Source organism: Allobosea sp. 01N443 (genome assembly GCF_056399325.1).
In genome coordinates, this window is the sequence record NZ_JBFTRC010000132.1 from 1 (window position 1) to 12,085 (window position 12,085).

Genomic DNA, 12,085 nt, shown 5'->3' on the forward strand with positions numbered 1-12,085 from the left:
GCTCTGCAGAGATCGAGCAGGAGCTGGTGCTCGCGGTTCATGCGCTCGCGCCCGCCCGTCAGCCGGATCGGCAGCGGGAAATGGCGATAGGCGTTCAGATAGAGCTTTCGGATCAGCGCCAGCGTCTGCGGGCGGTTGGCCGGTGCATAGAGCGCGGCATGGAAAGCCCAGTTCAGGCTCGACCAGTTCTCATCCTGCTGGTCTTCCGCGATCTGCGCCAAGATCTCTTCGGCCCTTTGATAGTGCTGCGCCGTCATCAGCGGCATCGAGAGTTCGAGAAGCCAGGTCTCGAGCCGGGCCCGGATCTCGTAGGTTTCCTCGAGATCGTCGATCGACAGCCCTGAGACCACCGCGCCCTTGTGGGATTCCTGCCTGACCAGGCCCTCGGCCTCGAGCTGATGCAGGGCTTCGCGGATCGGCACCCGGCTGACGCCAAGCTCGGCCGCCAGTTTCTCCTGACGCAGCTGGATGCCCTCGGGCAAGGCGCCCGACAGGATCTGGTCGCGCAGCAGGTCGACGACCCGCGCGGTCGTCGTCTTGCGCTGAAGCGCGGGAGGATTGTTAGACAGGATGGAAGCCGTCATCGCCTGCTCACGCGTCTCCTACTCTGGCGCCTAGCCCCAATCCCTGCCCTGAAGCGGGGTTCATTTCAATCCGGGCGGCGGCCATTGGGATGGATAACCGATTTTGTATCCAATCCCGGCGCGCGCTTGGAGGCGTCCACAAACGACATATCACGCCATTCCGTCCCTCTTGCGTCGGGCCAAGCGGCATCGTAATGGCAATTGGATCCAATATCCAATCTTGTTGAGAACACCCGTGATCGCGATCAGCAACAATGAAGGGGCCTGCGGCATTCCCGCGACCGCCCGCGCACTCGCCAAGGGCGAAGCGGCTCTCGACGCGATCGAGGCGGGCATCAGGCTTGTCGAAGCCAGTGAGAGCGTCCGCACCGTCGGCCGCGGCGGCTGGCCCAATCTCCTGGGCGAGGTCGAGCTCGATGCCTCCGTGATGGACGGCACCAGCCTGCGCAGCGGAGCCGTGGGCGCACTGACCGGCTATCTGCATCCGGTCAGCATTGCCCGCCAGGTGCTCGAACGCCTGCCGCATGAGCTATTGGTCGGCGAAGGCGCCAGGCGCTTCGCCGCCGAGATCAGCGCGGAGGCCGGCGAACTCCTGATGCCGCATGCCCGGACCGCCTGGGAGCGCTGGTTCCGGGACGAGGTCAGCGAAGCCGACCGCGCGAACTGGCCGGACGTGCCGATGGCGGAGCTCTGCGCCCAGGCGATCGACCCGGAAACCGGCCGCGACACCACGGTCTTCCTGGCTCAGGACGCGCAGACCCATATCGGGGCGGGCACCAGCACCTCCGGCTGGGGCTGGAAATATCCGGGGCGTCTCGGCGACAGCCCGATCATCGGCGCCGGTTCCTATGCCGATACGCGTTACGGCGCCTGCGCCTGCACCGGCGTCGGCGAAATGAGCATCCGGGCCGGCACCTCGCGCGCGGTCGTGCTCTACATGAAGATGGGCATGGGCGTCGAAGATGCGGTCTACGAGGCCGTTGCCGACATGCGCGCGCTGAAGGGCGGGCTGATCGGCCGGGTGACGATCCACGCCATCGACGCAGCGGGCGGCCACAAGGTCGTGGCCGTGAACGGCCTGCCGGAAAACCACTACTGGCTCTGGCGCAGCGGCGAGGCAGCGCCTTCGAGCCATCCTTGCGAGATCATCGCGATCAGCGAGGACCCCGCCCCCAAGCCGACCGCCCATCGCCGCTATGAGGCGATGGGGCTTTGACCTCCTGCCCTGGATCATCGGACCGGAAACCTATCCGGTCCGATGATCCAACCTTTTGTGTTTGCATCGGCTTTGCCCCGAAAACCGCAATCCACCTTTCGGGCCGATGCGCGAGTTCCATCGATCATCAGGGATAATGACCATGGCCCATTCCGGAAAAATCGTTCTGACAGCGCTGGCAGGCCTGCTGCTCGCCGGCACCGCCGCCCATGCCGAGGGCACGCTCGACCGCATCAAGCAACGCGGGCAGTTGATCTGCGGCACGAGCACCGGCATTGCCGGGTTCAGCATGGCCGATGCGCAGGGCAGCTGGAGCGGGCTCGATGTCGATATCTGCCGGGCGCTCGCAGCCGCGATCTTCGACGACCCTTCGAAGATCAAGTTCGTTCCGCTGGCCAGCAAGGACCGCCTGACCGCGTTGCAGAGCGGCGAGATCGACGTGCTGCCGCGCACCACGACCTGGACGCTGAGCCGCGACGCCGGCCAGGGCCTGAACTTCACCGCCGTGAACTATTATGACGGCCAGGGCTTCCAGGTGCGCGCCAAGGCCGGGATCAAGTCGGTGAAGGAGCTGGATGGGGCCTCGATCTGCACTGTGCAGGGCACGACCAATGAGCTGAATCTCGCGGACTATTTCCGCGTCAACAAGATGAAATACGAGGTCGTCGCCTTCCAGGGCATCGACGAGACGGTGAAGGCCTATGAGAGCGGTCGCTGCGACGCGATCTCGACCGATATCTCGCAGCTCGTCTCCTATCGCCTGAAGATGTCGGACCCGGCCGAGCATGTCCTGCTGCCGGACGTGATCTCGAAGGAGCCGATCGGCCCCTATGTCCGCCAGGGCGACGATGAATGGTTCGACATCGTGCGCTGGACGGTCTTCGCGCTGATCAATGCCGAGGAACTCGGCGTCACCCAGGCCAATCTCGCCGAGATGCTGAAATCCGAGAATCCGGAAATCCGCCGGCTGCTCGGCGTTGAAGGCAAATTCGGCGTGGGGCTGGGCCTGACGCCCGACTGGATCGCCCGGATCGTCCGGCATGTCGGCAATTACGGCGAAAGCTACGAGCGCAATCTCGGCACCGGCAGCCGCATCGGCCTGCCGCGCGGGCTGAACAATCTCTGGTCCAAGGGTGGCATCCAGTTTGCACCGCCCGTGCGCTGATCCAAGCCTTTCCAGCGAACGCCGCAAGCTCCCTGGATTGGAGTCAGGTCAGCCTCTGAAAGCGGCGTCGTGGGTCCTCCCGCGGCGCCGCTTTTATCATGCGCGGCGGGGCGCCGCGCATCCCCGCCGGGCGCCAATGGCCCAGCGCTGCGACATAGCCGACGCAACAGGCCAGGCTGCGATAGCTGGGGCCATCACGAGCGTCTGGGGCCCTCATCTTGCACAGCCTCCACCGGGCACTGATTCCCGGCCGATCGAATCGTCGCGGCTAGGTTGACCGCTCCGGATCGACGGAATCAGCGTGTCCCTGTCCGCCCCGTCCCGCATGGCGAGCACTGGAGCTCCCTGAGGCAATACGCTGCAACGCGCTGGCGTCTCAGGAGCGACCGGGTAGCCGAGGCGCAAACGCGTGCACTCCAGCCGGCGGGACCGCTGCCAGCAGCCTTGTGGATCGGCCCCCGCGCGAGGCCGCCGGTCACGCAAGCCCTCGGGAGCCATACAGCTCTCCACACACATCATCCCCCGCATTCAACCGGTTGGCAGAAAACGCGTTTCCTGCCTTTCAGCCCATTTTCGAGGGTCGCATTCCGGTAGGTGAAGGGTCGGATTTTTACGACTCGTTAACCATTCCATTCCTAGATCATGGCAACTGAAAATTTACCAAGATGACTGACGTGTTAACTCAACCTAGGCCAATCCGCCTCAAGGGGCGCTCCTATCTTGCTCTCACGCTGACCCCGGAGCTTCCCTTCGAGGATTGGCTGACGCGGCTCGACGAACTGGCTGGTCTGTCCGCCGGATTTTTCCTGCGGCGGCCGGTGGTGGTCGATGTCGAGGGCCTGAATATCGACCGGCCGCAGCTGCGCGACCTCGTCGGCCAGCTCGGCAAGCGCAATGTGCGGATCATGGGCATCGAGGGCGCACCACCCTCGCTGCTCGGCGCCGACCTGCCGCCGGCGATGTCGGGCGGGCGCGCGGCCTCGGATATCGAAGCCCCGACCGCCGAACAGGCGCCGCAGGCCGAGGTCGCCGAGGGCGTGCAGCCTCCCGCCCCTGCCCCGCAGCCGGTCAAGGCGACGCCGTCGATCATCGTGACCGAGCCGGTGCGCTCGGGGCAGTCGCTGATCTTCACCGAAGGCGACGTCACCGTCATCGGCTCGGTCGCATCGGGCGCCGAGATCGTCGCCGGCGGCTCGATCCATGTCTACGGCACGCTCAGGGGCCGGGCGATCGCCGGCGCGATGGGCAATGCCTCTGCGCGCATCTTCTGCCGCAAGCTCGAGGCGGAGCTGCTCGCGATCGACGGCTTCTACAAGACGGCCGAGGACCTCGGACCCGACATGCGCGGCAAGGCCGTCCAGATCTGGCTCGAAGGCGAAACATTCAAAGTTGGATCACTCGCCTGAAACGACGGCGTATCCACAGAAAGCGGGAGAGTGCAATGGGCAAGGTCATCGTAGTCACATCGGGCAAGGGCGGCGTCGGCAAGACGACATCGTCCGCCGCATTGGGGGCAGCGCTTGCGCATAATGGCGACAAGGTCGTGGTCGTCGATTTCGACGTCGGGCTGCGCAATCTCGACCTCGTCATGGGTGCGGAACGACGCGTGGTCTATGACATCGTCAACGTCATCCAGGGCGAAGCGAAGCTGACGCAGGCGCTGATCCGCGACAAGCGGCTGGAGTCGCTCTACCTGCTGCCGGCCTCGCAGACGCGCGACAAGGACAATCTCACGCCTGAAGGCGTCGAGAAGGTCATCGCCGCCCTGAAATCGGCCTTCGACTGGGTCATCTGCGACAGCCCGGCCGGCATCGAGCGTGGCGCGACGCTCGCCATGCGCCATGCCGATGTCGCGATCGTGGTGACCAATCCGGAAGTCTCCTCGGTGCGCGATTCCGACCGGATCATCGGTCTGCTCGATTCCAAGACGCTCAAGGCCGAGCAAGGCGAGCGGATGGAGAAACACCTGCTGCTGACCCGCTACGACCCGATCCGGGCCGAGCGTGGCGACATGCTGAAGGTCGACGACGTTCTCGAGATCCTGTCGATCCCGCTGCTCGGCATCATCCCCGAAAGCATGGACGTGCTGCGCGCCTCCAATGTCGGCYCGCCGGTCACCCTGGCCGATGGCCGCAGCGCGCCGGCGATCGCCTATTTCGAGGCTGCGCGCCGCCTCAAGGGCGAAAACCTGCCGGTAACTATTCCTGGTGAAAAGAAGGGCTTCTTCGGCAAGATTTTCGGAAGGAAAGCGGCATGAACTTCCTTCGTATTTTCACCCGCTCCCAGTCGTCGGCCCCCGCCGCCCGCGAGCGCCTGCAGGTGCTGCTCGCCCATGAGCGCGCCTCGGTCGGGGATTCCGACCTCGTCACCAAGCTGCGCGACGAAATCCTGCGTGCGATCTCGAAGCATATGCAGATCGATGACGACCGGGTCAGCGTCAAGATGGAGCGCGGCGCCAAGGTCTCGACGCTCGCCGTCGATATCGAGATCCCGTTCGACGCAGAGAAGAAGACGAAGAAGGCAGCCTGACGGCCGCCCCGCCCTCTCCCGGGGACATCAGCCATGCTGGATCATCCGACCGGAACTCGTATCCGATCAGATAGTCCAGCATTTTGCGTTTGCACGCATCGAAAGGGCTCACGCCCGGGCCCGGCTCAGAGCGCGGTCAAGGCCTGACGATCGTCCTGCGATCCGGCCCAGCTGAGCCACATGGCAGCGGTCCAGGAGAAGTCCGGGCCGCCGCATCCTGTGCCGTCGCGCGGGTCGAAATACTCCCAGAACCCGTTCTGCCGGACGAGATCGCCGCTGTCGCGCCGGAGCAGGCCGGCCTCCTCGGTCAGACCATAGGCAGAAAAGCCGTCGGCGATCATCCGGTTCATCATCAGCCAGACCGGGCCGCGCCAATAGCGCGTCGCATCGAAACGGCGATCGCGCGGATCGCTGCTGGCGACGGAGAAACCGGCCGCGGCACGGGTCGCGGCGAGATGGCGCTTGAGCGCGAGCGCATCCTCCTGGCTCGCCATGCGCGCATAGAGCGGGAGATAGGCGGCGCAGGTGACGGCCTCGCTGAGCCGCCCGCTGCGCAGGTCGAGCGACCGATACAGCCCGTCGCCCCCCTTGAGCCGCGACATCGCCGTATCGCTGCGCGCGATCCAGCCCTGTAGGGCAACCGCCTCTTCGGTGAAGCCAAGTTCTTCCGCCAGTTTCAGAAGATCGCGATCGGCGCGCAGCAGGATCGACTGGATGCCGAGATCGCAGACCCGGAAGGAGAGCCCGCGCGCCACGGCCATGCCATCCCAGCGCAGGGCCTTGGCTTCCTCGACCAGGGTCATGACCCGGTTGTAGAAATCATGCGTCGGGCGGTGGGACGCATCGACATGGCCGAGATCCTTGCGCAGATGCGCGACATCGACCTGCGGCACGACATTGGCGAGCGGCTCGTCCCAGTCCGGCGAATTGTCCCGCCCCGATTCCCAGGGGTGGACCATGGTGACGAGCCCGGTGCCGTCCGGGTCGCGGGTCTCGTGCCACCAGCGATGCGAGGCGAAGAGTTTGGGGACGAGAGCCCGGATCCGCGAGGCATCGCGGCCGGACAGCCCGTGCAGCACCCGCGCCGCAGTCGCCGCGACGGGGGGTTGCGAGATTCCCGACGTCAGCGGCTGGCGCTGGATGCCCCAGGCCTCGGGGCCGGGATAGTAGCCGTCTGCCGGGGCGCGGAACACGATATGCGGCACCATGCCATCGTCCCACTGACCCTCGAACAGGGTTTCCAGCTCGCGCCAGGCGCGGTCGAGATCGAAGGTGGCGAAGCCGAGCGCGACGAAGGCCGAATCCCAGTTCCACTGGAACGGGTAGACGCGGCCATTGGGGACGGTGAACCCGCCACGGTCATTGCGGCGCAGCACGGCGCGCGCGGCCTCATCGCGGTCCGAAGGAGGTGTGGTCGACAGCATGGCTCAGGCTCCGGGATGAGTGCGGCCCGTTTCCGGGTCGATCCAGACAATGCGGGTAGGGTCGAGCGCCAGGCCGAGCGTTTCGCCCGCTGCGATCCGGGCAGCAGGCGGCGCGACGACACGGGCAAGATCATCGCCGATCCTGCCGGTGAGCAGGAGATGCGAACCCATCGGCTCCGCGACCCGCACGGTGAAGGGCACGCCGCCGGCGGTCTCGGTCAGCTTCGCATCCTCGCCGCGGAAGCCGAGGACGATCGGCCCGTCGGCCGGCGATGCCAATGTCAGCCCGCCGAGCCGGGCCTGGCCGGAGGTCGCGACCGTGTTGACGAAATTCATCGGCGGCGAGCCGACGAAGCCACCGACGAAGCGGGTCGCGGGCCGCGAATAGACCTCGGTCGGCGTGCCGATCTGCACGATATGGCCGCCATGCATCACCGCGATCCGATCGGCCAGGCCCATGGCCTCGGTCTGGTCATGCGTGACGTAGATCGTGGTCGTTCCGGCCTCGCGCAGGACGCTGCGCAGCTCCGCCCGCATCTCCAGCCTGAGCAGCGCGTCGAGATTGGAGAGCGGCTCGTCCATCAGGAGCACGGCCGGCTCGACCGCGAGCGCACGCGCCACCGCGACGCGCTGGCGCTGGCCGCCCGAGAGCTTGGCCGGAAAGCGCTCCAGATACTGCTCGATATGCAGCAGCTCGGCCGCCTTGCGCACCTTCGCCTCGACACGCGCCTGGTCGGCGCCCTTCATGCGCAGACCGAAGGCGACATTCTCGAACACCGTCATATGCGGGAAGACGGCATAGTTCTGGAACACCATGGCAAGGCCGCGCTGGGCCGGCTTCAGAGAGGAGACGTCGCGTTCGCCGATCATGACCTTGCCGGCGCTCTGCACCTCCAGCCCGGCGATGATGCGCAGCAGCGTGGTCTTGCCGCAGCCGGAGGGGCCGAGCAGCGCGACGAATTCGCCATCCTCGACGGTGAGCGAAATCTCCTGCAGGGCAACCGCATTACCGAACTGCTTGGCGACCTTATCGATCAGGATCCCGGCCAACGGTCTCCTCCCTATTTGCTCGAGACGCCCCACATCGCGAACAGGTATTTCCTGACCGCGAAGATGAAGAGCACCGAGGGAATGATGAGAATGAAGCCGCCGGCGAAGCGGTAATGCAGCGGCGACTCGGAGAGGACCGTCAGCAGATAGGCGGTGAGCGTGCGCTCGCGCACGGTCAGAACCGAGGCGGCAAAAACCTCGTTCCAGGAGATGACGAAGGCGAAGATCGCCGCAGCTGCGATGCCGGGCAGCGCCAGCGGCAGCACCACCTTGCGGAAGGCCTGCCAGCGCGTACAGCCGAAGACCCAGGCCGCCTCCTCGTATTCGCGGGGAATGCCCATGAAGAGCGACGAAGTCACGAGCGCGGCGAAGGGCAGCGCCAGCGCCGTGTGGATCAGCGAGACGCCGAAGGGCGTGTCGTAGAGCCCGACCCGGATGAAGATGACGGTCAGCGGCAGGGCAAGGATCGCCAGCGGAAAGGCGCGCGTCAGCAGCACCAGCAGGCGAAAGGCGCTCTGTCCCCGGAAGGCGAAGCGCGCCAGGGCATAGCCCGCGGGTGCGCCGAGCAGGATCGAGAACAGCATGGTCAGCGATGCGGCGATCAGCGAATTCAGGGCCGCGTTCCAGACGCCTTCGATCCTGAGGAAGGTGGCGAGCGCCGCGAAGCCGGCCTCGCCGGGGGCGAAGGATTTCGGCCATTTGAACACGGCAAGCCGCCCGCCCATGGCGCCGAGCCCGATCAGGTAGATCGGCACCAGCACCCAGGCGCAGAGCGCCAGCACGCCCGTGACATAAAGCCATTTGCGGGGCGCGCTCATGCTTGCGTCTCCGGATCGACGCGCAGCGCCTTCAAATAGATGATCGTCGCCGCGAGCGAGATCACCATCACGAGCACGGCATAGGCGGCCGCGACGCCGTAATTCTGGTTCTCGTTCTGCCAGGTATAGGCTTCGCCGACGATGATCGGGAAATTGCGCCCGCCGAGCGCATAGACCACCGCAAAGACCTCGAAGGCCAGGACCGTGCGCAGGATCAGCGCCGATTGCAGGCTGGGCTTCAGCAGCGGCAGGGTGATCTTGCGGAACTTGGTCCAGGGGCTCGCGCCGAAGATGTCGGCGGCCTCGCCGAACTCCTTCGGGATGAGCTGGATGCCGGCGACGAGAATGATCAGCACGATCGCGGTCGCGCGCCAGATCTCGGCCAGGACGACGGCGAAGAACAGCGCGACCGGCGTCTCGCTGTTGAGATAGGCGGTCGGGCCGCTGATCACGCCGATCTGGAACAGCAGCGTGTTGAGATAGCCGGAATCCTGCAGGATCGCGAGCCAGACGAGGCCGGCCGCAAGGTCCGAGACGCCGAGCGGGATCGTCCAGATCCAGAGTACGAGCTCGCGCCCGCGCGTCATCCTCTGCAGCATCAGCCCCATGACGAGCGCGAGCGCCACCTGCAGCGGGATCACCACCGCGACGAGGGCGAAGGTGTTGCGCAGCGCGGTCGGAAAATTGAGGTCCCCCGCCATGCGGGCATAGTTGGCGAGCGAAAACCCCTGCCCGCCATCGAAGGAGAGCAGGATGGTCTGGCCGAGCGGTACCAGGAAGAAGGCTGCAAGAAAGGCGACCGAGGGCGCGATCAGCAGATAGGGCAGCCAGCGCGGCTGGAGCATGGTCGAAGGCCTCTGCAAGGCGCTCCAGGGTGGCTGCGCTTCGGCCGGGATGACCGGAGCGCAGCTCACCCTGAGCTCAGGTGACCGGGCAGGCGCCCTGGCTCGGCTTGTCCGGAGCCCAGCAGGGCGCGGCGGTCTGGACCATCAGGCTGCGCAGGATCTCGGCCTGCGCGTCGAGAACCGCGCGGATCGGCTCGTTGCGCAGCACGATGCGCTGGAACGTGTCGAAATAGACCTTGTTGAACTCGCCGCCCTTGTCGCCGAGGCCGATCGGCAGGAGGGCGACGATCGCGTCCTTCGCCCCTTGCGTCTTGGCGACGCCGTCGGCGAGCAGCTTGACGCCGGCCGGCAAGTCGGGCGGCAGGGGCGCATCCACGACCGGGAAGAAGCCGACCTCCTGCGCCGCGGCAAGCTGTGTCGCAGGTTTGAGCAGATGCTCGATCACGGCTGCGGCCTGGGCCCGGTTCGGCGCATCCTTGGCGATGGCGAGCCCGGCAATGACGGGCATATAGGCGCGGCCCTTGGTGCCGGCCGGAGGCGCCACGACGAGATACTGGTCAGGCTCGGCAGTCAGGGCGTCCTTGACGCGGGCGATATGGTCCCAGGCGATCCAGACCTCGCCGGCCATCAGCGGCTCCTGCATGAAATTATAGTTGTTGGCGTTGGGGTTCACCGTCGCCCAGAGCGCCTTGAAATCGGCCCAGCCCTTCTCGGCCGCGGCCGAGCGGAACTCGGTCACCATCGAGCCGGTATAGGAGGGCACGAGATTGCCCTGTACGAAACGGGCGAACAGACCCTTCGGCCCGGCCGGGAAGCCGATGCGGCGCTGGCCGGTCTTCTCCTGGATCGCCTTGCCCCAGGCGGCGAGCTGCTCATAGGTCAGCGCGTTGACATCGGCGCCAGCCGGCAGGAAGGGCAGCGCCGCCTTCTTGATGACGAGGACATAGGTCGCCTGCATCCAGGGGATGTATTGCTGATTGGGCGTGCCGAGCTTGCCGAGTTCCATCAGCCCGGCTGGAATGCCGCTCGCGCCGAGTTTCGCCGCGATATCGTCGACCGTGTCGAGCGAGTCTGCCGGCACGAGCGGCTGCAATTCGCCATGCAGCGCACCCATCAGGCTGATCGTGCGCTTGCCTGCGGCCTGTTCCGCTTTCATGCGCACGGCAAATTGCGGCGGCTCCTCGACCACATAGGTGGTTTTCGGCGCGCCTTTGAGCAGGACCTCGCGCACCTTCTGCGCCTCGTCGATCGGGCGCAGCTGCGTCGAGAGGAAGACGAGGTCCTGCGCCTTCGCAACGGGTGCAACAAGCATGGCCCCCGCCGCGACGGCGGCGCATGCCAGATGGTTGAGCGTCTTCATATCGTCCTCCCTGCCTCGCTTGTTCTGGTTTGCGTGGGATAAGGCCGGTTGCGAGCGCCTGGCCGTTTCCGTGATCGGATCAGCGACGCGCCTCCCCCAGCGAGGCGCGTGCAATGAACTCGACCGAATTGATCTCGGTCAGGTCGCGGGGATCGGCTCCGCCGATGCGCGCCAGCGCCATCTCCGCGAGGCGGCGGCCGGTCGCGGCGATCGGCAGCTCCATCGTCGCGAGCGCGGGGTCCGAGAAGGCGGAGGCGGGAATGTTGTCATGGCCGATGATCGCGATGTCGCGCCCGACGACGAGACCGCGCTCGCGGATGGCGCGCATCGCGCCCAGCGCCATGCTGTCGGTCGCGCAGAGCAGCGCGGTGGGCTGCGCCGGCTGCGCCAGAAGCAGCCCCGCCGCACGATAGCCGCCGGCCTCGTCGGCGCTGCCCTCGATGATCGCGCCGAAAATGCCAGCCTGGCGAAGGGCCAGCGCGAAGCCGCTCCGGCGCAGATGCGCGAAGGTGAAGGCCGAGGGCGCCGCAAGATGGCCGATCCGGCGGTGGCCGAGGGCGGCCAGGCGCAGCACGGCATCGTGGAACGCGGCCTCGCCATCCCCGTCGACAAAGGCATAGGGCTCTGGAAAATCGCTACGCCCCATCGCGACGAAGGGAAAGCCGGCATCTGTGAGGTAGCGCAGGCGAGCATCCTCGCGGCGGGTGCGGACGACGATGATGGCGTCGGTGCGGCGGCCGTCGACAAGGCGGCGATAGGTCTTGAGCTCGTCGGGGCCGGGCAGCGCGGCGATCAAGGTCAGATCATAGCCCTGCTCCGCCAGCCGTTCGCCGATCGAGCCCAGCAGCTCTAGATAGAGCGGCTCGTTGAAATGGCCCGGCCCGGCCGGAAGCACCATCGTGACGATCTCGGTCAGCCCGCGACGCAACCGCCGGGCTGCGGAATTGGGCCGGTAACCGGCCGCCTCCGCCGCTGCCCGCACGCGGTCTCGCGTGGCGAGCGCAACATCGTCATAGCCGTCGAGCGCCCGCGAGACGGTGGTGATCGACAATCCCAGCGTTTGCGCCAGCGCGCGCAACGAGCTCATCGGCATC

At 66.4% G+C, this 12,085-nt stretch carries 12 protein-coding genes; 5 read left to right on the forward strand and 7 right to left on the reverse strand.

The features are described from left to right. A partial coding sequence (locus AC1DRP_RS25350; protein ID WP_476769883.1) for a GntR family transcriptional regulator occupies positions 1-584 on the reverse strand: 584 nt, incomplete at its 3' end. Between the two features lie 235 nt (positions 585-819). Between AC1DRP_RS25350 and AC1DRP_RS25355 the strand changes: the two genes are divergently transcribed. The 5 genes from AC1DRP_RS25355 to minE all read left to right on the forward strand — a co-directional run bounded on the left by AC1DRP_RS25355 (position 820) and on the right by minE (position 5,494). After that, the gene (locus AC1DRP_RS25355; protein WP_441508310.1) at positions 820-1,800 is read left to right on the forward strand and encodes a glycosylasparaginase; all 981 of its coding nucleotides are present in this window, start codon (positions 820-822) and stop codon (positions 1,798-1,800) included. A gap of 142 nt (positions 1,801-1,942) precedes the next feature. Then, on the forward strand, positions 1,943-2,965 hold the full coding sequence (locus AC1DRP_RS25360; protein ID WP_441508309.1) for an amino acid ABC transporter substrate-binding protein: 1,023 nt from the start codon (positions 1,943-1,945) through the stop codon (positions 2,963-2,965). A gap of 665 nt (positions 2,966-3,630) precedes the next feature. Beyond that, positions 3,631-4,371 carry a septum site-determining protein MinC gene (minC, locus tag AC1DRP_RS25365; protein ID WP_441508308.1) on the forward strand — a complete coding sequence of 247 codons (741 nt, stop codon included), beginning with the start codon at positions 3,631-3,633 and terminating at the stop codon, positions 4,369-4,371. 35 nt (positions 4,372-4,406) lie between these two features. Further along, a complete protein-coding gene (gene minD, locus AC1DRP_RS25370) occupies positions 4,407-5,222 on the forward strand; it encodes a septum site-determining protein MinD (protein WP_476769884.1) in 816 nt (271 codons plus the stop codon). After that, the gene (gene minE, locus AC1DRP_RS25375) at positions 5,219-5,494 is read left to right on the forward strand and encodes a cell division topological specificity factor MinE (protein ID WP_441492312.1); all 276 of its coding nucleotides are present in this window, start codon (positions 5,219-5,221) and stop codon (positions 5,492-5,494) included. Before minD ends, minE begins: the two co-directional genes overlap by 4 nt. 125 nt (positions 5,495-5,619) lie before the next feature. Here minE and AC1DRP_RS25380 read toward each other — a convergent pair whose 3' ends face one another. The 6 genes from AC1DRP_RS25380 to AC1DRP_RS25405 all read right to left on the reverse strand — a co-directional run bounded on the left by AC1DRP_RS25380 (position 5,620) and on the right by AC1DRP_RS25405 (position 12,078). Then, positions 5,620-6,918 (reverse strand): MGH1-like glycoside hydrolase domain-containing protein, encoded by a 1,299-nt coding sequence (locus AC1DRP_RS25380; RefSeq protein WP_441508306.1) that lies wholly within the window; start codon positions 6,916-6,918, stop codon positions 5,620-5,622. Between the two features lie 3 nt (positions 6,919-6,921). Next, positions 6,922-7,968: an ABC transporter ATP-binding protein gene (locus AC1DRP_RS25385; RefSeq protein ID WP_441508305.1), complete on the reverse strand. Its 1,047-nt coding sequence runs from the start codon at positions 7,966-7,968 to the stop codon at positions 6,922-6,924. An 11-nt stretch (positions 7,969-7,979) separates the two neighbouring features. Next, entirely contained in the window at positions 7,980-8,786 is an 807-nt protein-coding gene (locus tag AC1DRP_RS25390; RefSeq protein WP_441508304.1) for a carbohydrate ABC transporter permease, read from the reverse strand. Then, positions 8,783-9,631, reverse strand: a complete 849-nt coding sequence (locus AC1DRP_RS25395; protein ID WP_441508338.1) for a carbohydrate ABC transporter permease — start codon at positions 9,629-9,631, stop codon at positions 8,783-8,785. Before AC1DRP_RS25395 ends, AC1DRP_RS25390 begins: the two co-directional genes overlap by 4 nt. A gap of 76 nt (positions 9,632-9,707) precedes the next feature. After that, positions 9,708-10,991: an extracellular solute-binding protein gene (locus AC1DRP_RS25400; protein WP_476769885.1), complete on the reverse strand. Its 1,284-nt coding sequence runs from the start codon at positions 10,989-10,991 to the stop codon at positions 9,708-9,710. Positions 10,992-11,070: 79 nt separating this feature from the next. Further along, positions 11,071-12,078 (reverse strand): LacI family DNA-binding transcriptional regulator, encoded by a 1,008-nt coding sequence (locus tag AC1DRP_RS25405; protein ID WP_441508302.1) that lies wholly within the window; start codon positions 12,076-12,078, stop codon positions 11,071-11,073. Between the last annotated feature and the right edge of the window lie 7 nt (positions 12,079-12,085).